Origin of the sequence: Streptomyces sp. NBC_00525, assembly GCF_036346595.1 — a bacterium.
Lineage (GTDB): Bacteria > Actinomycetota > Actinomycetes > Streptomycetales > Streptomycetaceae > Streptomyces.
Window position 1 is genome coordinate 5,519,358 of the sequence record NZ_CP107834.1, and the last position, 23,196, is coordinate 5,542,553.

The window sequence follows — 23,196 nt, forward strand, 5'->3', positions numbered from 1 at the left end:
TCGCCGCGGTGGCCGACCTGGTCACCGGGGGAGCAGACAACATCCATGACCTCTACCCGCTCACCCCGCTCCAGGAAGGCATCCTCTTCCATCATCTGCTCGCCGCCGAGGAGGAGGCGGAGGACCCGTACCTGACGACCCTGGTCTTCCGGCTCGCCTCCCGCGCCCGGGCCGACGCGACTGTGGCCGCCCTCCAACAGGTGATCGACCGCCACGAGATCCTGCGCACCGGCGTCGTCTGGGAGAACCTTCCGGGCCCCCGCCAAGTGGTGTGGCGTCGAGCCGCCCTGCCCGTGACCGAGACGACCGCCGACCGGATCTCCGACGCGCGCCGGATCGACGTACGCCGAGCCCCGTTGCTCCGGGCGGACCTGGCCCCTGCGGCCGACGAGGGCGAGGCATGGCTGCTCGCCCTGCATCTGCACCATCTCGTCGGAGACCACGCCACGTTGGAGACCGTCTTCGCCGAGACCCAGGTCCTGCTGCGCGGCGACGGCCCGGACCTGCCCGAACCCCGTCCGTTCCGCACCTTCGTCGACCGCGTCACGGCCACTGCGGCCCCGGCCGCCGCCGAGGAGTTCTTCACCGCGCTGCTCGGCGACGTGGAGGAACCCACCGCTCCCTACGGCGTGCTGGCCGGGGAGCCCGGCGTCCGGGTCGACGAACACCGGATGGAACTCGACCCGGCCACGGCCGAACGCCTCCGCGCCCGCGCCCGCCGCCACTCCGTCGGCCCCGCCGCCCTCTGGCATCTGGCGTGGGCCCTCGTCCTGGCCCGGCTCACCGGCCGCGACGACGTGGTCTTCGGCACCGTCCTGCTCGGCCGTTCGGCCGCCGAACCCGGAGCGATCGGCCCGTTCATCAACACCCTGCCGATCCGGGTCACCGTCGACGACACCGACGTACCGGCGGCGCTGCGGTCCACCCAGCGACTGCTGGCCGAACTGCTCCGCCACGAGCACGCCTCGCTGGCCGACGCCCAGCGCCGCAGCGCGGTCCCCGCCCCGACACCCCTATTCACGTCCCTCCTCAACTACCGCCACCAGGACGCGCCGGCAGCCGCAGCGCAACCCGCTGACACCGCCCTGCCGGTGGCCGCGGTCGACCGGACCAACTACCCCCTGACCGTCTCCGTGGACGCGTCACCCGGCTCCTTCGCCACGACCGTCCAAAGCATGGGCGGCATCGATCCGATACGCGTCACCGCCTATCTGCACACAGCCGTGACAGGCATCCTCGCGGCCCTGGACGAGCCCGAACCCGCCGCGCTGCACACGATCGATGTGTTGCCGGAGACGGAGGTCGCGGCGCCGGAGGAGGGTGTGGGCGAGGCCGTCTCGGAGTGTGTGCATGAGCTGTTCGAGGCGTGGGTGGCGAAGGCGCCGGATGCGGTGGCGGTGATTGACGGCGAGGTACGGGTTTCCTATGGGGAGTTGAATGCGCGGGCGAATCGGGTGGCGCATGGGTTGATCGGTTCGGGTGTGGGGCGTGGTGATCTGGTTGCCGTGCGGATGGAGCGCGGCGCTGATCTGGTGGCCGTGTTGTTGGGGGTGTGGAAGGCGGGGGCGGCGTATGTGCCGGTTGATCCCGCGTATCCGGTGGAGCGGCAGGATTTGTTGCTGGGGGATTGTTCGCCGGTTGCGGTGGTGGAGTCGGTTCCCGCGTCGGGAATGGAGTCGAATCCGGCTGTGGAAGTGGGGCCGGGGGATGTGGCGTATGTGATTTATACGTCGGGTTCGACGGGGCGTCCGAAGGGTGTGCTGGTCGAGCACCGGAATGTGGTGCGGTTGTTTTCGGCTGCTGGTGAGTGGTGTGGGGCGGGTGTGGGGGATGTGTGGTCGTTCTTCCACTCGTTCGCGTTCGATTTTTCGGTGTGGGAGGTTTTCGGTGCGTTGACGTCGGGTGGTTCGGTGTTGGTGGTGCCGGGGGAGGTGGCTCGTTCGGCGGAGGAGTTCCATGGGTTGGTGTGCCGTGCGGGTGTGACGGTGCTGAGCCAGACGCCTTCGGCGTTCGCGCAGTTCCTCGCGGTCCGGGAGGCCGATGCGTTGCCGCATGCGTTGCGGTATGTGGTGTTCGGTGGTGAGGCCCTGGAACCGGCGGTGCTGCGGCCGTGGTTCGAGAACGAGTCCCGCGAGTCGGGTGTGACGTTGCTGAACATGTACGGGGTCACCGAGGTGACGGTGCATGTGACAGCACGCGTGATCACTGCCGAGGATGTGGGTGCGCCGGTCAGCCCGATCGGGGTGCCGTTGAGTGACCTGCGGGCGTATGTGCTGGACAGCCGAATGCGGCCGGTTCCGGTGGGCGTGACGGGGGAGCTTTTCGTTGGCGGTGCGGGTGTGGCACGGGGATATCTGAACCGTCCGGAATTGACGGGTGTGCGTTTCCTTGACGATCCGTTCCTGTCCGGCGGGCGTATGTACCGCACGGGAGACCTCGTGCGATGTACGTCTTCGGGTGAGCTGGAATTCGTGGGGCGTAACGATGCCCAGGTGAAGGTGCGGGGCTATCGGATCGAGCCGGGTGAGGTGGAAACAGCGCTCCTGGGATGTCCCGGTATTCGGGAAGCGGTCGTCATCGCCCGCGACGACACCCTCGTCGCGTATGTGGTCGGCGGAAATGCGCGCGTGGAAGAATTGCGAAACCTCCTGGCCGAGCGACTGCCTTCCCATTTGGTGCCCGCCGCCTTTGTGTGTCTGGAGGCTTTCCCTCTTACGGTGAATGGAAAGCTCGACCGCGCCGCCCTTCCCGCCCCGGACGGCACGTCCTTTGCTCGGGGCGTGTACGAGGCACCGCGTGGCGAGGCCGAGCGGGTTCTCGCCGAGATCTGGAGCGAGCTGCTGGGCGTCGAGCGCGTCGGCCGCAACGACAGCTTCTTCGACCTCGGCGGACACTCACTCCTCGCCGTGCAGGTGTTGTCCCGGATTCGAGCCCGCCTCGGGGCCGCACCATCGTTGCAGGCCCTGTTCGCGTACCCCGCCCTCACGGACTGTGCCCGTGCGGCGATCGAAGCGCGGGCGGCCGGGCAAGGGGCCCTGCCGCCGATCGTGCCCGTTCCCCGCGCCGGCGGCACCGCACCGATGTCCTTCGCGCAGAGCCGCCTGTGGTTCCTGGCGAAGCTCGACGGAGTCAGCGAGGCCTACCACATCCCCCTGCGCCTGCGGCTGGAAGGCGAGTTGGACGAGGACGCCCTACGCCGGGCGCTGGACACGATCGTCGCCCGTCACGAGGTTCTGCGCACGACCTTCGCCCAGGACCGGGATGGCCACGCCGTACAAGTGTGCGCTGAGACAGGGCATTTCACCTGGCTGGACGCCGAGGACGAGGGCGCACCCTTCGACCTGACCCGCGGCCCCCTGATCCGCGGCCATCTCGCCCGGACCGGGCCGCACTCCTGGACGTTGAGCATCACGATGCACCACATCGTCTCCGACGGCTGGTCCATCGGCGTCCTGGTCAGCGAACTCAACACTCTGTACGAGGCGTTCCGCGACGGGCGCCCCGATCCGCTGTCCCCGCTGCCCGTCCAGTACGCCGACTACGCGCTGTGGCAGCAGGAGCGGATGTCGGGCGAAGGCATGAAGCGGCAGGCCGAGTTCTGGCGGCGGACCCTGGAAGGCGCGCCCGAGCGCAGCGAGCTGCCCACCGACCGCCCCCGGCCCGCGCACCAGGACTTCACCGGGGCGGCCGTGGAACGAGTCCTGGACGCCGAGCTGACCTCTCGCCTGAAGGACCTCGCGGCTCGGCACGACACCACCCTCTACGCCACGGTCCTGGCCGGTTGGGCAGCCCTCCTCACCCGTCTCGGAGAGCACCCGGAGGCTGTGATCGGCACGCCGGTCGCCAATCGCGGGCAGCGTGAGACCGAGGGCCTCATCGGGTTCTTCGCCAATATGCTGCCGCTGCGGTTCGACGCCTCCGACGACCCCGGCCTGGCCGAGTGGCTGGCGCGGACCAAGGCGGTCGCGCTGGCGGCGCAGGACCATCAGGATCTGCCCTTCGAGCAGTTGGTGGAGGTGGTGCAGCCCAGACGGTCGTTGGCGCACAACGCCGTCTTCCAGATCGCGTTCGCCTGGCAGGCCGATACCGGCTCCCGGCTCGCCCTGCCCGGTGTGACGGCCTCGCCACTCACCGGACCCGAGCACACCACCGCGCGCTTCGACCTGACGCTTTCCGTCACCGAGGGCGACGACGGCTGCCTGCACACGGCCGCCGAGTACGCGACCGCGCTGTTCGACCGGGTCACCGTCGAGCGGTTCCTCGGCCACTGGACCACCCTGCTGCACGCGATGACGGAGGCCGCAGACACCACCCCCATCGGCCGGCTGAGCGTGCTGACCGACGTCGAGCAGGACGTCATCGTGCACGGCTGGAACGACACCGCCGCAGACTTCCCGACCGCCTGCCTGCACGAACTGTTCGAGGCCCAGGCCGCCCGTTCCCCGCAGGCCGTGGCCGTCGTCGCCGACGAGGAACTCACCTACGCCGCGCTCGACGCCCGCGCCAACGGCGTCGCCCACCGGCTGCACGCGCTCGGTGTGCGCCCCGGCGACCGGGTGGCCGTGGCCCTGCGACGCGGAGCCGACATGGTCGCCGCCGTACTCGGCGTACTCAAGGCGGGCGGCGCCTACGTGCCCCTCGACCCCGATCACCCGGCCGAACGGCTGCGGACGGTCATCGACAGCTGTGACCCCGTCGCCGTGATCACCCGGACACCCGACGGGCACCCACGCGGCCCCGGCGGACACCCCGGCCCGGACGGGCCGCCCGCGCCGGGCTGGGCGCCGGGCCGCCCCGTGGTGACCGTCCCTCCGGACGGCCCCGCCACCGGGCCGGACGTCACGGCGCTCACCCCCGCCGACCTCGCCTACATCGTCTACACCTCGGGCTCCACCGGCACCCCCAAGGGCGTGATGACCAGCCACGAGGCCGCCTGCAACACGCTCCAGGACATCAACACCCGCCACCGGGTCGGACCCGAGGACGCCGTGCTGGCCGTCTCGTCCCTGTCCTTCGACCTGTCCGTGTACGACATCTTCGGCGTGCTCGCCGCAGGCGGCCGGGTCGTCGTCCCACCGCCGGGACCCATCCCCGACCCCGCCGCATGGCACACCCTGGTCGCCGAGCACGGGGTCACACTGTGGGACTCCGTCCCCGCCCTCGCCCAGCTCTTCGTGGACTCGGCGCCGGCGGGGGCCTCCTTCCCCTCCGTCCGCCTGGTGATGATGAGCGGCGACTGGATACCCGTGGACCTGCCCGAACGCATCCACGCCCGCTGCCCCCGCGCGAGCATCCACAGCTACGGCGGAGCCACCGAGGCCGCCATCTGGTCGGTCAGCCACCCCATCGACCCGGCCGTACGCCACCGGGGCAGCGTGCCCTACGGCAGCCCGCTCGCCAATCAGAGCGTCTACGTCCTCGACGACCACGGCCGGCCCTGCCCGCAGGGCGTCGCCGGAGACCTGTACATCGGCGGAGCCGGCGTGGCCCTCGGCTACCACGGCCTCCCCGACCTCACCGCGGAACGGTTCCCCACCGACCCCTTCCGGCCCGGTGGACGCATGTACGCGACCGGGGACCGGGCCCGCTGGAAGACGCCGGGCGTTCTGGAGTTCCTGGGCCGCAGCGACTTCCAGGTCAAGATCCGCGGGTTCCGCATCGAGCTGGGCGACATCGAGAGCAGGCTTCTCGCCCACCCCGGTGTGCGCGAAGCCGTGGTGCTGGCCCGCGAGGACACCCCCGGCGACCGCCGGCTGGTGGCCTACACCGTGGGTCCCGCGTCGTCGGCCGAACTGCGCGCCCACCTCGCGTCGGGGCTGCCCGACTACATGGTGCCCACCGCCCATGTGGCCCTTGAGGCGATTCCCCTGACGGCCAACGGCAAGCTCGACCGCCGCGCCCTGCCCGCACCGGAGGGCACCCCGGACGGCGACCGGCCGCGTACCCCGCCACTCGGCGAGGCGGAGACCGCGATCGCCGAGATCTGGGCCGACCTCCTCGGCGTCGCAGACCCCGGCCGCGAGGACAACTTCTTCGAACTCGGCGGCCACTCCCTCCTCGCCGTCACCCTGCTCGACCGAATGCGTTCCCGGGGCCTGGAGACCGACGTTCGCGCCGTGTTCACCGCACCCACGCTCGCCGCGCTGGCGGAACTGTCCCACGACATCCAGGAGATACGGCTGTGACGCTCCACGACCTTCTGCGCCTGCTCGACGAGCGAGGCGTCCAGCTCGGCGCCGACGCTGACGAACTCGTTGTACGCGGCAGCAGGCAGGCTCTCGACGCCGAACTGGTCGGCCTCCTGCGAGCCCACAAGCCCGCTCTGCTCGCCCACCTCGCCGGCACGGACTCCGCAGCCCCCCAGGGCCTGCCGGGAGAGCTGACAGAGGCCGAACTCGCCGCAGTGGCAGCCACGATCCCCGGCGGAGCCGCGAACCTGGAGGACGTCTACCCGCTCGCCCCCCTCCAGGAGGGCGTGTACTTCCACCACCTCACGGCCGAACAGGGCGACCCGTACGTCATCTCCCTCGGCTACGCCTTCGACAGCCGCCGCCGTCTCGACGCCTACCTGGACGCCTACCAGGCCGTCATCGACCGCCATACGATTCTGCGTACGGCCGTCGTCCGGGAAGGGCTGCCCGAACCCCACCAGGTGGTCTGGCGCACGGCCCGGCTGCCGGTGGAAGAGGTGCCCGTCGCACCGGGTGAGGACGCGATGACCCGGCTCCGCGAGCGCTTCGACCCCCGCCGCCACCGCATCGAGCTGACCAGGCCACCGCTGCTGCGGGTGCTCGTCGCGGAGGACCGGCCCGCCGGCCGCTGGGTGATGCTCCTGCACCTGCACCACATCATCGGCGACCACGGCACGCTCGACGTCATCCACCGCGAGATCGCCGCCCACCTCCGCGGCTCCGCGGACACACTGCCCGCACCCCGGCCCTTCCGCGACTTCGTCGCCCAGGTCCGGTCCGGCCCCGGCCGCGCCGCCCACGAGAGCTTCTTCACCGGCCTGCTCAAGGACATCGACGAACCCACCGCGCCCTACGGGCTGTTGGATGCCCAGGGCGACGGGACCACGGTCCGCGAGCACCGCGCCCTCCTCGACCCGGCCGTCGCCCGCACCCTGCGCGCCGCTGCCCGCGAGGCGGGAGTGGGTACCGGAGCCGTGGCCCACCTCGCCTGGGCCCTCGTCCTGGCCCGACTCACCGGCCGCGACGAGGTGGTCTTCGGCACCGTGCTCTTCGGCCGCCTCCGGGACGACGGCCGCCGAACCGGCGTCGCCATGGGCCCGTTCATCAACACCCTGCCGGTCCGGGTCACCGTCGACGACACCGACGTGTCGGCGGTGCTGCGGTCCACCCAGCAGCTACTGGCCGAACTGCTGCGCCACGAGAACGCCTCTCTGGCCCTGGCACAGCGCTGCAGCTCCGTCCCCGCTCCGGCACCCCTGTTCACCTCACTCCTCAACTACCGCCACAGCGGCGGCGGCACCACTGCCGACGAAGCCACCACCCCCGGCTGCGAGACCCTGCACGGCGAGGAACGCACCAGCTACCCGCTCACCGTCTCCGTCGACGACCTCGGCGACGACTTCCATCTGACTGTCCAGGCCGCCACCCCCGTCGACCCGGCCCTGATCTGCACCTACTTCGCCACAGCCCTGACCGGCCTCGCTCGGGCACTCCAGGCCGGCGGCACCCAACCGGCCCACTCCGTGGACGTGTTGCCGGAGACGGAGGCTGTTTCACCGGATGAGGTGAGTGGTGCTGTTTCGGAGTGTGTGCATGAGCTGTTCGAGGCGTGGGTGGCGAAGGCGCCGGATGCGGTTGCGGTGATTGATGGTGAGGTGCGGGTTTCTTATGGGGAGTTGAATGCGCGGGCGAATCGGGTGGCTCATGGGTTGATCGGTTCGGGTGTGGGGCGTGGTGATCTGGTCGCTGTGCGGATGGGGCGTGGCGCTGATCTGGTGGCCGTGTTGTTGGGGGTGTGGAAGGCGGGGGCGGCGTATGTTCCGGTCGATCCCGCGTATCCGGTGGAGCGGCAGGATGTGTTGCTGGGGGATTGTTCGCCGGTTGCGGTGGTGGAGTCGGTTCCTGCGTCGGGAATGGAGTCGAACCCCGCTGTGGGCGCGAGACCGGGGGATGTGGCGTATGTGATTTATACGTCGGGTTCGACGGGGCGTCCGAAGGGGGTGCTGGTCGAGCACCGGAATGTGGTGCGGTTGTTTTCGGCTGCTGGTGAGTGGTGTGGGGCGGGTGTGGGGGATGTGTGGTCGTTCTTCCACTCGTTCGCGTTCGATTTCTCGGTGTGGGAGGTTTTCGGTGCGTTGACGTCGGGTGGTTCGGTGTTGGTGGTGCCGGGGGAGGTGGCTCGTTCGGCGGAGGAGTTCCATGGGTTGGTGTGCCGTGCGGGTGTGACGGTGCTGAGCCAGACGCCTTCGGCGTTCGCGCAGTTCCTCGCGGTCCGGGAGGCCGATGCGTTGCCGCATGCGTTGCGGTATGTGATGTTTGGTGGTGAGGCTCTGGAGCCGGCGGTGCTGCGGCCGTGGTTCGAGAACGAGCCCCGCGAGTCGGGTGTGACGTTGCTGAACATGTACGGGGTCACCGAAGTGACCGTGCATGTGACAGCACGCGTGATCACTGCCGAGGATGTGGGTTCATCGGTCAGCCCGATCGGGGTGCCGCTGAGTGACCTGCGGGCGTACGTGCTGGACAGCCGAATGCGGCCGGCCCCGGTGGGCGTGGCGGGAGAATTGTTCGTCGGCGGTGCGGGTGTGGCACGGGGATATCTGAACCGTCCGGAATTGACGGGTGAGCGTTTCCTCGACGATCCGTTCATACCTGGCGGCCGGCTCTATCGCACAGGGGATCTCGTGCGATGTACGTCTTCGGGTGAGCTGGAATTCGTGGGGCGTAACGATGCCCAGGTGAAGGTGCGGGGCTATCGGATCGAGCCGGGCGAGGTAGAAGCAGCCCTGCTTGGGTGCCCTGGGGTGCGTGAAGCGGTCGTCGTGGCCCGCGACGACACACTCGTCGCGTATGTGGTCGGCGGAAATGTGCGCGCGGAGGAATTGCGTAGCCTTCTGGCGGATCGCCTGCCTTCCCATTTGGTGCCCGCTGCCTTTGTGTGTCTGGAGGCTTTCCCTCTTACGGTGAACGGAAAGCTCGACCGCGCCGCCCTTCCCGCCCCAGACGGGACGTCCTACGCCCGAGGCGTCTACGAGGCACCGCGTGGCGAGGCCGAGCGGGTTCTCGCCGAGATCTGGAGCGAATTGCTCGGCGTCGAGCGTGTCGGCCGCAACGACAGCTTCTTCGACCTCGGCGGACACTCACTCCTCGCCGTGGCCCTGCTGGAGCGGCTGCGGCGCCGGGACCTGCGGGTCGATGTGCGGGCGGTCTTCCAGGCACCGGTCCTGCGGGACTTCGCCGCGCGGGTGGAATCGGGCGCCGGGCTGGCCGAGGTGCCGCCGAACCTGATCCCGCCCGGCTGCACGCGCATCACCCCGGACATGCTGCCCTTGGTCGAACTGACCCAGGAGGAGATCGACGGCATCGCCGCCGGTGTGGACGGAGGCGCCGCCAACATCCAGGACGTCTACCCCCTCGCCCCACTCCAGGAGGGCATCCTCTTCCACCACCTGATCAACACCGACCAGGACCCCTTCCTGCTGCACAGCGTGCTCACCATGGAGAGCCGCGCGCACGTGGACCGGTACCTCGACGCCGTACGCGCCGTGACCGCGCGCCACGACCTGCTGCGTACGGCGTTCGTCTGGGAAGGGCTCGCCACACCCGTGCAGGTGGTGTGGCGCACGGCGCCCATCCCCGTGGACGAGATCGAACTCGACCCCGCCGACGGGGACATCACCGAACAGATCCTCGACCGATACACGGCGGAGAACACCCGCATCGACGTCACCCGCGCGCCGCTGACGCGCTTCGTCGTCGCGCCGGACCCGGTGAACGGGCGCTGGGTGATGGTGAGTTTCGCGCACCACCTCACCGACGACTACACGACGTACCGCCTGATGCTCTCCGAGATCGCCGCGCACATCATGGGCCGCGAGAGCGAACTGCCGCAGCCGCTGCCCTTCCGTACCTTTATCGCTCAATCGCGCGGCGCGGTGACGGCCGAGGAGCACGAGGAGTTCTTCCGCAGGATGCTCGGCGACGTGACCGAGCCCACCACGCCGTTCGGTCTGCGCGAGGTGCACGGACACGGCGGGGACACCGACGTGGCCCACCTGCCGGTGGACGAGGACCTGGCCCGGCGGCTGAGGGAGTGGGCCGGGCGGCTCGGGGTGAACCCCGCGAGCCTGTTCCACCTGGCCTGGGCCCAGGTGCTCGCCAGGTTCGCCGGACAGGACGACGTGGTCTTCTGCACGATCCTCTTCGGCCGGATGGCCGGAGGTGCGGGCGCCGACCGGACCATGGGCGTGTTCATCAACACGCTGCCGATCAGGATCACCGTGGGCGAGCGCGGGGCCGCAGACAGCGTCCGGCACACCTACGACCTGCTCACCGAACTCCTCGCCCACGAGCATGCGCCCCTCGCGCTCGCCCAGCGGTGCAGCCAGGTCCCGCCCGGCGAACCGCTGTTCTCCGCACTGCTCAACTACCGGTACAGCGTCAGCCTGCCCCGGCGGCAGAGCACACCGTACGCGCAGGCCGGCGACGGCATCGAAATGGTCCACGCCCGTGAACGCAGCAACTATCCGCTGATGCTCGCCGTGGACGACCGCGGCGACGGCTTCGAACTCACCGGCCATGTGCAGTGCCCCATCGACCCCCGGCGCGTCGTCGCCTTCATGCACCGGGCGCTCGAAGTGCTCGTCGACTCCCTCGCAGCGGCCCCCGACCGGCCCCTGCGCGACCTGGACGTGATGCCCACCGCCGAACGGGAACGGCTGCTGGACACCTGGGCCGGGCAGGAGCGGCCCTACCCGCAGGACCGCCGCGTACACGAGCTCTTCGAGGAGCAGGCCGGGCTCGCCCCCGACGCCCCCGCCCTGCGGCACCTCGACCGGACCTGGAGCTACGCCGAACTCGACGCTCTCGCGAACGACCTGGCCCGCCGACTGCGACTGAGCCCCGAGGACCGGGTGGCCGTGTGCGCGGACAGGGGCCCCGCCCAGGTCATCGCCCTGCTGGCGATCCTCAAGGCCGGCGGCGCCTACCTCCCCCTCGACCCCGCACACCCCGGCGAGCGGCTCGCGCTCATGCTGGCCGACAGCGCGCCGGTCATGGTGCTCGCCGACCAGCGGGGCCGGAGCGCTCTCGGCCCTCTGACCCTGCCCTGCCACGACGTGGCGGAGGGCCCGGACATCGCCGCCCTGACCCCGGACACCACCCCCGCGACTCCGGACACCACCCCCGTGACCACGGCCGCCACCCCGCCGCACCCCGGTCAACTCGCCTACGTCGTCTACACCTCGGGCTCCACAGGTGTGCCCAAGGGAGTCGCGGGCGAGCACCGGGCGCTGGTCAACCGGCTGCACTGGGCGCGCACCACGCTGCCCGCCTCGGCGGTACACGCACAGAAGACCTCGATCGGATTCATCGACGCGCTCACCGAGACGCTGTCCCCGCTGGTGTGCGGAGCCGTGCTCGACATCGTTCCGCCCGAGGACGCCGTCGACCCCGCGCGCCTCGCCGCCCATCTGAGGGAACACGGCACCGGCCGGGTGACGCTGGTGCCGTCCCTCCTGTCCGCCCTCCTGGACACGGCCGCAGACCCGCTCGGCGTCGATCTGGTCGTCTGCTCGGGAGAACCGCTGCCTACGGCGCTCGCGGACCGGCTGCGGGCGCACAGCCCGGCGGTGACCCTGGTGAACCAGTACGGGTCCTCCGAAGTGGCCGGAGACGTCACCTTCCGCGTTTATCCGGCCCACGACACCCTCCCCGCGACCCATCGCACCACCGAACCCGCCGCCTCCGTGGGCGTGCCCATCGACAACGCCCGCGTCTACGTCCTCGACGCCCACGGCCGCCCCGCCCCCGCCCATGTCACCGGCGAGGTCCACATCGGAGGGACACCTGTGGCACGTGGGTACTTCGGAGGCGTGGACGCCCGGTCCTTCACCGACGATCCGTACGGTCCGGGCCGCCGCTACCGCACCGGCGACCTGGCCCACTGGACCGAGGACGGCACGCTCGTCCTCCAGGGGCGCGCCGACCGGCAGGTCAAGATCCGCGGCTTCCGTATCGAACTGGGGGAGATCGAGGCCCGGCTGCGGGAGCAGGTCCGCGACGCGGTGGTCCGGGAGGACGGGGGCCGGCTGGTCGCCCACTACGTCGCCGAAGCCCCCATCCCCTCCGCACAGTTGCGGGCCGGCCTGGGCGCCGTCCTGCCCCCGCACATGGTGCCTGCGGCCTTTGTGCACCTCACCGCCTTCCCGCTGACCCCCAGCGGCAAGCTCGACCCGAAGGCGCTGCCCGCCCCCGACGCCGCGTCGTACACCACCGAGACGTACGCCGCACCCGTCGGCGCCGTGGAGACGGTGATCGCCGGCGTATGGGCCGAACTCCTCGGGCACGAACGGGTCGGCCGCAACGACCGGTTCCTCGACCTCGGCGGCCACTCCCTCATGGCCGCCCGCGCGGGGCTCGAACTGCGCACGGCCGGAGTGGACCTGACCGCCGCGGAGCTGTTCGGCAACCACAGCGTGGCCGCGCTCGCCGCCCGGCTGCTGGAACGCGACCCCCGGCTCACCGACCGCGACGCGCTGCCGCTCCGCACCGGCAAGGACACCCACGCCCCGCTGTTCCTCGTCCACGACGGAGCCGCCAGCCTGCTGTACGCCCCCGCGCTGGCCGCGACGCTCGCCCCCGACCTGCCCGTGTACGGACTGCCGCCCGCCCCCCTCGGGGACGCCCAGCCCGCGACGATCGAAGGCATGGCCTCGCGCATGGTCGGAATGATCCGCGCCGTGCAGCCGTCGGGCCCCTACCGGGTCGCCGGATGGTGCACCGGCGGCACCCTCGCCTACGAGATCGCCGCCCAACTCCTCGGCGCGGACGAGGAGGTGGCGTTCGTCGGCCTGCTCAACACCACCTGGTGGCCGCCCGCACGAACCGCTGTACCGGACCCCGACCCGCGGTCGGAGGTGCTCTCCTGGCTCGGCGCCGAGGACCGCGGCGAGCCACTGCCCGAACTCGTGGCACGGGCCGCGGCCACCGGCGCGCTGCCCACGGCCGTGGCCGACACCCCCGAAGACCTGATCGAGGCCGCGATCCTGCGCAAGCACACCGTCGAGGCCGCGGCCGCCGCCTACACCCCGGCCCCCGTCCCCGTACCGGTGCACTACTTCAGCGCCGTCGAACACGACCCGGCCCAGCCGCTCGGCGGCTGGGACCGCGCCCTGCCCGACGTGGACTTCACCCGTGTCCCGGTCCCCGGCACCCACCAGTCCATGCTGCGCCCCCCGCACCTCGCCGCGGTCGGCGAAGCGCTGACCAGGGCACTCGCCGGGGCCCGGCCCGCCGCCGTGCCGCCCTTCACCGCCCTGAACACCCTGCGCACCGGCCGGCCCGGCGCCGCCCCCCTGATCTGCCTGCCCGGCGCCGGGGCGACCGTGGTGAGCTTCCAGCACCTCGCCGGCGCCCTCGGAGACCGGCGGCCCGTGTACGGACTCCAGCCGCGCGGAATCGACGGGGCGCACCTCGCGCACACCAGCGTGGAGTCCGCCGTCGCCGCCCACCTCGCGGAGCTGGCCCCCCTCACCGACGCCGGGCCCGTACACCTGCTCGGCCACTCCTTCGGCGGCTGGACGGCCTTCGAGCTGGCCTGCCGGCTCACCGCCGGCGCGCACGGGTCCGGGCGCGTCGCCTCCCTCACCCTCCTGGACTGCGAGCCACCCGCACCCGTCGCGACCGTCCCCGAAGTCGACGACGTGACCGCCCTGTTGCACCTGGCCGCCGTCTACGAGGACCTCGCGGGCAAGCCCCTCGGGCTGACCGCCGGGCAGTTGGCGCCCCTCGGCGAGCCGGGGAGACTGCGCCTCCTGTACGAGCGGGCCGCCGCCCTGGACCTGATGCCGCGCGGTTCAGGACCCGACGTACTGGCCGGGCCCGTCCGGTGCTTCATCCGCTGTCTGCGCACCCCGTACACCCCGCACCGCACCTACGACGGGCCCGTCACGCTGGTGTCGGCGGCCGGCCCGGACGGGGACACCACGGCCGCCCGCGCCCACCGCGCCGATCTGCTGCACGCCTGGCGTCGGCACGCCCCGCAGACGGTACTGCGGGTCAGCCCCGGCACCCATATGACCATGCTCGGCGCACCCCACGCCGCCGCCCTGGCCGCACACCTCGCACCCGCTCGGGAGGACCAGCGGTGACCACACCACCCCCCTTCGACACCGCCGCCCTCCGCCTCCACGAAGCCGTCGCCGCCCGAGCCGCCCGCGAACCCGGCCGCCCCGCCGTCGAGGACGGCGACACAGTCCTGACGTACGGCGAGCTGGACGCACTGGCCCGTGCCCACGCCGGCGCCCTGCACTGCCCGCCCGGCTCGCTCGTCGCCGTCGCCCTGCCCCGCGGCGCCGACTGTGTGGCGGCGGTGCTCGGTGTGCTGCACGCCGGCTGCACGTTCCTGCCGACCGACCCGGCCGTCCCCGCCGCCCGCCGCACGGCGATCCTGTCCGACGCCAGCCCCGCAGCCGTCCTGACCGGGCCACCGGACGCCGCCCCGGCCCCCCGCCGCCACCCCGCGACGGACCCGGACACACCCGCCTACTGCACCTACACCTCCGGCTCCACCGGAACCCCCAAGGGCGCACTCCTGACCCACGAAGGACTGCGCGTCGTCGCCCAGGCCCAGCGCGACGTCCTGGGCGCCCGGCCCGGCGACCGCGTCGCACAGTTCGCGTCCCCCGGATTCGACGCCTTCGTCTTCGAACTGACCATGGCCCTCGCCCACGGCGGCACGCTCGTGATCGTGCCCGAGGACATCCGCGCCGACCCGCACGCCCTGGCCGGGTTCCTGCGCGGGCGCGCCGTGTCCTTCACCGTCCTGCCCTCCGTGGTGACGGCCGGCCTGAGCACCGCCGCGCCGGTCCGCAGCCTGCGCGCCGCAGCCTCGGCCGGCGACGTCCTGCCCCCGCACGTCGTACGGGACTGGCCGCACCCCGGCCCGCTGTACAACCTGTACGGCCCCACCGAAGCCACCATCTGGTCCACGGCCCACCGGTGCGACCCGGCCGACCCGGCGTCCGCCGTACCCATCGGCACCCCGGTGCCCGGAGTCGGCGTCCATCTGGTCGACGGCGAGATCCTGATCAGCGGCCCCACACTCGCCCGCGGCTACCTGCACAGGACCGGACTCACCGCCGAACGCTTCCCGGTCGTGGACGGCGTCCGTATGTACCGCACGGGCGACCTCGGCCGGCTGCGGGCGGACGGCGCCGTCGAATTCCTCGGCCGGCGCGACCACCAGGTCAAGGTGCGTGGCTTCCGCGTCGAACTCGGCGACATCGAGGCGGCCCTGCGTACCCACCCCGACGTCACCGACGCCGTCGCGCTGATGAACGAAGACCACCTGGTCGCGTACACCGTGCCCGAGACCGCCGCCGACCTGCGGGCCCACCTCGCCGCCCGGCTGCCCGGCCACATGGTCCCGGCCCGCGTCCACGCCCTGCCCGCCTTCCCGCTCACCCCCAGCGGCAAGGCCGACCGCGCCGCGCTCGCCGCCGTCCAGCACACACCCGCGGCCTCCCCGCAGCCCCTGACCGGGGCCGAGCAGGCGGTGGCCGCCGAATGGCGCGAGGTGCTGGGGACCGTGTGCGGCGTCCACGAAACCTTCCAGGCCTGCGGAGGCCACTCCCTGTCCGCCGTGCGGCTCGCCAACCGGCTCAACCACAAGCTGGGCACCCGGCTCACCGCCCTCGACATCCTGGAGGACTCCACCATCGCCGGCCTGGCCCGCCACGTCGACGACCCCGCGCACCGGGAGCCCGACCCCGTCGCACCGGCCGCCGCCGACTGCCCCGGCCCCGCCTCCGCCGCCCAGCAGCAGGTCGCCTACGCCATCGAGGCCGACGGGCGCACCCGCGCCTACCTGGCCCGAGCCCGGCTCACCCTGCGCGGCACACTGGACGTACCCGCACTCCACCGGGCCCTGGAGGACATCACCCGGCGCCACGAGATCCTGCGCACCCGCTTCGTCCTCCGGGACGGAGAGCTCGTCCAACTCACCGAGGAATCGGCCCCGGTGACCCTGGACGTCCACGAGGGCCCCGAGGAACCCGTCTGGGACGCGCTCGTCGAAGACGTCCTCGACCCCACCACCCTGCCCCTGGCCCGATGGGCACTGATCCGCCGCGCCCCCGACGAACACCTGCTGCTGCACGCCGAACACCACTACGTGCACGACGGCTGGTCCCACCAGGTCTTCCTCACGGAACTGGCAGACCTCTACTCGGGCCGGCACCCGCAGGAGCCGGTCCAGTTCGCCGCGTTCACCCAGTGGCAGCGGCAATGGCTCGGCTCCCCGGAGGCCACCGCCCAGGAAGAGCACTGGCAGCGGCTGCTGCGGGACGCCCCGGCCACCCCGGCCCTCGCCCCCCTCGGCCCCGGCACGGGCACCGCACGCGGCCGACTGCTGCGCCGCCGTCTGCCCCCCGCCGTCACCCGCCGTGTCGCGGACCTCGCGGCAGAGCTGCGGCTCACCCCCTTCCAGGTGATGTTCGGCACCTTCGCCCTGCTGCTGTCCCGGCAGACCCGCAGCACCGACCTGCTCCTCGGCACCACCGTCGCCAACCGCAACCACGCCGCCTGGGAACGCGTCATCGGAATGATCGTCAACACGGTCCCGGTAAGAGTCCGTTCACCGCGCGCCGAACGCGCCGGCGACTACCTGCGCCAGGCCCGCGACGGCCTCCTCGACTCGCTGCGCGCCGCCGAACTGCCGCTCTCCCGCATCGTCGCCGCCACCGGCACACCCGCGCCCACCATCCTGTTCAGCCAGCACTCCACCTTCGACGAACCACCCGCCTTCCGCGACCTGACCGTCGAAGCCGAAGTGGCGCTCGCCAACGACACCGCCAAGTTCCCCCTCAACGTGACCGTCGTCCCGCACCCCGAGAACGGCGTCGAAGTCCTCTTCGAATACGCCCCCCACCGCTGGGACGACACCAAGGCCGAACGGCTCGCCACCGCCTACACGGACCTGCTGGCCTCCCTCACCGCCGCACTGCCCCTCGAAGAAGCCGACCGCTTCCTCCCCGACCTCGGCGCCGGCGCACCGGGCAACACCTACGGAACGGCCTGGCGCGGCGGCATCCCCGCCCGCTTCGCCGCCCAGGCCGCACACCATCCCGACCGCACCGCGGTGGTCGCCGGGAACCACCGCTGGACCTACGCCACCCTGCTGCGCCGCTCCGGCGACTACGCCGCACACCTCACCGCTCTCGGAGTCCGCCCCGGCGACCTCGTCGGCATCCGCCTCGACCGGGGGCCCGAACTCCCCGCGGCCATGCTGGGCGTGCTGCGCACCGGCGCCGCCTACGTCCCCCTCGACCCGGACCAGCCCGCGGCTCGCACCGACGCCCTCGCCGAACAGGCCCGTACCGTCCACGTCATCGACACCCCCGCACCACCCGGAACACCCGGCCCGGACGCACCCCTGAGCCCCGAGACCCCCGCCTACTGCAGCTTCACCTCCGGTTCGACCGGCCGCCCCAAGGGCGTCCTCGTCCCGCACGCGGCCGTGGAGAACGTCCTGGACTTCTTCCACGACCGGGCCCCGGACCGCTTCACCCGGGTACTCGCCCCGACCCCGGCCGCATTCGACATCGCCAACCTCGAACTCCTCCTGCCGCTGTGCCACGGCGGCACCGTGATCGTCGCCGACCGCGACCAGGCCCGCGACGGCGAGGAACTCCTCGCCCTCGCCTCCCGCGAACGCGTCACCGTGATCCAGGCGACGCCCTCCACCTGGCGGCTGCTCACCGCCGCCCCCTCCTGGACCGCCGCCGGACCCAGCGGGCCGCTGCTCGCCCTCAGCGGCGGCGAAGCCCTGCCCAGCGCCCTCGCCGCGGCGATCCGAACGGGGGCCGACGAGCTGTGGAACGTCTACGGGCCGACCGAGACCACCATCTGGTCGACCTGGCACCGCAGCACGGGCACCGCCACCGGCCCCTACGAGCCCATCGGCAACCCCATCGCCCGCACGGCCGTTCATCTGCTCGGCCCCGACGGGACACCCGTACCCGCCGGCGAGACCGGCGAGATGTACATCGGCGGCGCGGGCGTCGCCCTCGGCTACCTCCACGAACCGCACCTCACGGAACGGGCCTTCCGCCCCGACCCGTTCGCGCCCACGCCCGCCCGCATGTACCGCACCGGGGACCTCGCCCGCCGGGGCCCGCACGGGCTGGAGTTCATCGGCCGCACGGACGACCAGGTCAAGATCAACGGGCACCGGGTGGAACCCGGCGAGACCGAGGCCGCCCTGCGCGCCGAACCCGGCATCCGCGACGCCGCCGTCGTCACCCGCACCAACGCCCTGGGCGAATCCGACCTGCTCGCCTTCGTCACCGCCCACGACCGCGACCTGGACACCACCGCGCTGCGCACCCGGCTGGCCGACCGCCTGCCCGGATACCTCCTCCCCGCCGCGATCCACCGCGTCGACGCCTTCCCGCTCACCCCCAACGGCAAGCTCGACCGCCGCGCCCTGAGAGCCGGCGTACGGCCCGACCCGCAAGGACACCCGCCGGCCGCCGACGAAGACCGCCTCACCCGCCTCATCCACAGAGTGGACCCCGCCTGCCCCGGCGACCCGCACGCCACCTTCACCGCACTGGGCCTGCACTCCCTGGCCCTGCTGCGGCTCACCGTCCTGTGCCGCGACGCATACGGCCTTCCCCTCACCGTGACCGAGGTCCGCGACTGCGCCACCCCGGCCGCGCTCGCCCGGCTGCTCGCCGACCGGTCGGCCACCACAGCCTCGTACAGCCACGCCGGGCCACCGCGCGAAGAACTCCACCGGGCCGCCTCCGGGACCGCTCCCGTTCTCTCCCGCGCCCAGGAAGCGCTCTGGGTCCTCTGCCAGGACCCGCGGGCCGACGCGGCCTACCACATCCACCTCGGGTTCCAGCTGACGGGCGACCTCGACACCGACGCCCTGCACGCCGCCCTGCGACGCGTGGTGGAACGCCACGACGCCCTGCGCACCACCTGCACCACCGGGCCCGACCTCACCCCGTTGCCCCGCATCGGCCCCGCACGCGTCGGTGCCGACGACGGCACCCCCTTCGACCTGGCGGAAGGCCCCCTCATCCGCGCGGCCCTCATCCGCGAAACGGAGCACACGCACCGGCTGACCCTCACCCTCCACCACCTCGTCGCCGACGCCTGGTCGCTGGAAATCCTCCTGCGCGAACTCGCCACCCTGTACGAGGCGTTCAGCCGGGGGCGCCCCGACCCGCTGCCCACCCCGCCCGTGCGGTACACGGACTACGCCGCCTGGGAGCGCGAACGGGCCGGCCGGCAGGAGAAGGACGAGCGGTTCTGGCTCGACACCCTGACCGGCGCGCCCACCGTGCTCACCCTGCCCACGGACCGCCCCCGCCCACCCGGCCGGGACCACCGAGGAGCGCTCGTCACCCGCACCCTGGGCCCGGACCTGACCCGTGCCCTCGCCCGGTTCGGCGAGCGCCACGGCACCACCGCATTCGAAACCCTCACGGCGAGCTGGGCCGCGCTGCTCTCCCGGCTCTCGGACCAGACCGACCTCGTCATCGGCACACCCGTCGCCCGCCGGGACCACGCGGCGGTACAGGACCTCATCGGCTACTTCGTCAACCCCGTGGCCCTGCGCCTCGACGTCGCCGGCAACCCGACGGCCGCCGCATTCGCCGCCCGCGTACGCGCCACCGTCCGGGACGCCCTCGCCCACGCGGACCTTCCCTTCGACCGGGTGGTCGACCTGGTGGCCCCGCCCCGCACCGCTGCCCACAGCCCCCTGTTCCAGTGCTTCCTGTCCTGGCAGGAACGTCCGGCCTCCTTCACCCTGCCCGGACTCACCACACGGCCCCTGCCCCGCCCGGCGCACACCACGGCCAAGTTCGACCTGGCCCTCCAGCTCACCGACCTCGGACAGCACGGCATCGCGGCCGAACTCGAATACGCAACCGCCCTGTTCGACGAGGCCGGCGCCAACCGCCACCTGGACTGCTGGCTCGTCCTGCTGGAGGCCTTGCTCGACGACGACCAGCTGCTCCTGGACGACCTCCCACTCCTCACCCCGCAGGAGGAGCGCCGCCAACTCCAGGCGTTCAACGGCCCCGTGACCACCCCGCCCACCCAGTGCCTGCACACCCTCGTGGCGGAACAGGCCGCCCGCGTACCGGACCGCCCCGCCGTACGCCACGAGGACGACACCCTCACCTACCGGCAGCTCGACCACCGTGCCAACCGCCTCGCCCACCGCCTGCGCGACCTGGGTGTCGGCCCCGGCGACCGGGTCGCCATCTGCCTCGACCGGGGCACCACCCTCGTCGTCGCCGTCCTCGCCGTCCTCAAGTCCGGTGCGGCGTACGTACCGTTGGAGCCCGGACAGCCCGCCGCCAGGGCCCGGCTGACGCTCACCGGATGCGCGCCCGCCGCCCTCATCGCCGATCCGGCCCACGCCGCCGAACTGCTGGGCGACCCCGGCGACCCCGGCGCGCCGGGCGGCCCGCAGGGGGACTCCACCGCCGCCCGCCCGCCCGTGATCGACCCCCGCGGCCCGCTCCCCGAATCCACGGAACCCGTCCGGTCCGCGGCCGCGCCCCACGACGTCGCCTACGTCATCCACACGTCCGGCTCCACCGGCACACCGAAGGGGGTGCAGGTCGAACACCGCAACGCGGTCGCCCTGCTGGCCCACTGGCGCCCCCGGCTCCCGCGACAGGACGGCTTCGCCGCCTCGATGTGGAGCGGCATCGGTTTCGACGTCAGCGTGCTGGAACTCTTCGCGGCGCTCACCACCGGCGCCACCCTGCACCTCGTCCCCGAGACGATCCGCCTCGACACCGACGCCATGACCGCCTGGCTCCGCGAGCACGGCATCCAGCACGCCTACCTGCCGCCCTTCGCGGTACGCGCCCTGTGCCCCGGCGACCTGACCGGCCTGCACACCCTCCTGGTCGGCGTGGAACCCCTGAACGAAGCCCATCTGCACCGGCTCGCGGACGCGACACCCGGACTGCGCGTCGTCAACGCCTACGGACCCACCGAGGCCACCGTCCTGTGCACGACCTACGACACCATCGGCCCCCACGACCGCAACGCGCCCATCGGCCTGCCCGTCCCCGGCACCCGCGCCTACGTCCTGGACCGCCGGCTCAGGCCCGTACCGCACGGCACGCCCGGCGAACTGTGCGTCTCCGGCGACCAGGTGGCGCGCGGCTACCTGGGCCACGAAGGCCCCGCCCTCACCGACGACCCCCTCACCGACGACCCCTTCACCGAGGACCCCTTCAACGGCGGCCGGATGTACCGCACCGGAGACCTGGTGCGCCGGCTCCCCGACGGACCCCTGGAGTTCCTGGGCCGCCTCGACGACCAGATCAAGATCCGCGGCTACCGGGTGGAGCCGGGCGAGGTGGCCGCCGCCGCCACCGCCCACGACGCCGTGACCGAAGCCCGCGTCCTGCTCACCGAAGCCGCGCTCACCCTCTACTACACGGGTGCCCTCGCCCCGGCCGCCCTGCGCGAGCACCTGCGTACCCGGCTGCCCGGCCCCATGGTCCCCGCGCACTGCGTACGGCTGGCCGCCCTGCCCCTGCTGCCCAGCGGCAAACTGGACCGGGCCGCGCTCCCCGCCCCCGAGACGGTACGGACGGCCGGCAGCCCCGCGCGAGGGGAGACCGAGACCGCTCTCGCCGCCCTGTGGACGAAGATCCTCGGCACCACCGAACCCTGCCGCGAGGACGACTTCTTCGCCCTCGGCGGGCATTCCCTGGCAGCGGTGCGCCTCACCGCGATGGTCGGGGCGGAATTCGACGTGGACCTCACCCTCGGCGACGTCTTCGAGCATCCGACCCTGATGGCCATGGCCCTGCGCATCGTGGACCTGGGCCTCGCCGCCTTCCACCCCGAGGACCTCGCCGTCCTCCTCGACGAACTCGGACAGGAGCCGTCATGAAAGAGACGCTGACCATCGAGGGCGGGCCCGTCGTCCTCGCGCCCACGGACACCCGCGACCTGCCGCAGGCGCTCGCCGGCCACCGGGAGGAGACCGAGACCCTGCTGACCCGGCACGGCGCCGTGCTCTTCCGGGGCTTCGACATGGGCACCCCGGAGGACTTCGTCTGCTTCGGACACGCCGCCTCCGAGACCCGGCTCGCCTACACCTACCGGTCCACACCGCGCTCCACCGTCACCGACGGCGTCTTCACCACCACCGAATACCCCGCGGACCAGGAGATCGCCCTCCACTGCGAGAACGCCTACCAGCGGACCTGGCCCCGCAAGCTCGCCTTCTTCTGCCACACCGCCGCCACCACCGGGGGCGAGACCCCACTCGCCGACCTCCGCAAGGTCACCGCCGCCCTGGACTCCGGCCTCCTGCGACGCTTCGAAAGACATGGCGTGCGCTACATACGCCACTACCGCCCCCATATCGACCTGCCCTGGCAGACCGTCTTCCAGACCGACAGCCGGGAAGGCGTCGCCGCGTACTGCGCCGACCACGGCATCGACCACACCTGGCTCGACGACACCACCCTGCGCACCGCCCAGACCAGCCAGGGCGTGGCCCACCACCCGCTCACCGGCGAGCGGGTCGTCTTCAACCAGGCCCACCTCTTCCACTCCTCCAACCTGCCCCCGGAGACCGCCCGCGCCCTCACCTCCCTCTACGGCCCCGAAGGTCTGCCCCGCAACGCCACCTACGGCGACGGCACACCCTTCGCCGCCGGCGAACTGGCCACCGTGCGGGAGGCGTTCGCCGGTGCCCAGGTCGCGTTCCCCTGGCAGGCCGGCGACGTACTCCTCGTCGACAACATGCGCATGGCCCACGGCCGCCGCCCCTACACCGGGCCCCGCAGGGTCCTGGCCACCCTGATGGAGGCGCACACCCCCGCCGGGCACCGGGGAGGGCCCGCGCACTGAACCGGGCCCGCTCGAATGCGCGGAAGGGCCGCACCCCCGGCGCCGGGGATGCGGCCCTCTCACGTGCTCATGTCCCGGAAGGAACCGTCACACCGTC

At 72.4% G+C, this 23,196-nt stretch carries 4 protein-coding genes (1 of these 4 cut by a window edge); all 4 read left to right on the forward strand.

Features of this window, described 5'->3' with window-relative positions; genetic code table 11:
- Tightly spaced (each overlapping or abutting the next), the 4 genes in view from OG710_RS24355 to OG710_RS24370 form a layout consistent with a single transcriptional unit that may run on beyond the window.
- Window positions 1-6,185, forward strand: the final stretch of a protein-coding gene (locus OG710_RS24355) for an amino acid adenylation domain-containing protein (protein ID WP_330241205.1). It extends 6,277 nt beyond the left edge of the window; 6,185 of the gene's 12,462 nt are visible here — the last part of the coding sequence; its start codon lies off the left edge, out of view; the stop codon is at window positions 6,183-6,185.
- A complete protein-coding gene (locus OG710_RS24360) occupies window positions 6,182-14,338 on the forward strand; it encodes an amino acid adenylation domain-containing protein (RefSeq protein ID WP_330241206.1) in 8,157 nt (2,718 codons plus the stop codon). Before OG710_RS24355 ends, OG710_RS24360 begins: the two co-directional genes overlap by 4 nt.
- Entirely contained in the window at window positions 14,335-22,131 is a 7,797-nt protein-coding gene (locus tag OG710_RS24365) for a non-ribosomal peptide synthetase (RefSeq protein ID WP_330241207.1), read from the forward strand. Before OG710_RS24360 ends, OG710_RS24365 begins: the two co-directional genes overlap by 4 nt.
- The gene (locus OG710_RS24370) at window positions 22,128-23,099 is read left to right on the forward strand and encodes a TauD/TfdA family dioxygenase (RefSeq protein WP_330241208.1); all 972 of its coding nucleotides are present in this window, start codon (window positions 22,128-22,130) and stop codon (window positions 23,097-23,099) included. Before OG710_RS24365 ends, OG710_RS24370 begins: the two co-directional genes overlap by 4 nt.
- Window positions 23,100-23,196: the final 97 nt, after the last annotated feature.

What these genes read in the sequence shown, in the direction of transcription:
- OG710_RS24370 (WP_330241208.1), top strand. Translation starts at nt 22,128, where the DNA reads ATGAAAGAGACGCTGACCATCGAGGGCGGGCCCGTCGTCCTCGCGCCC.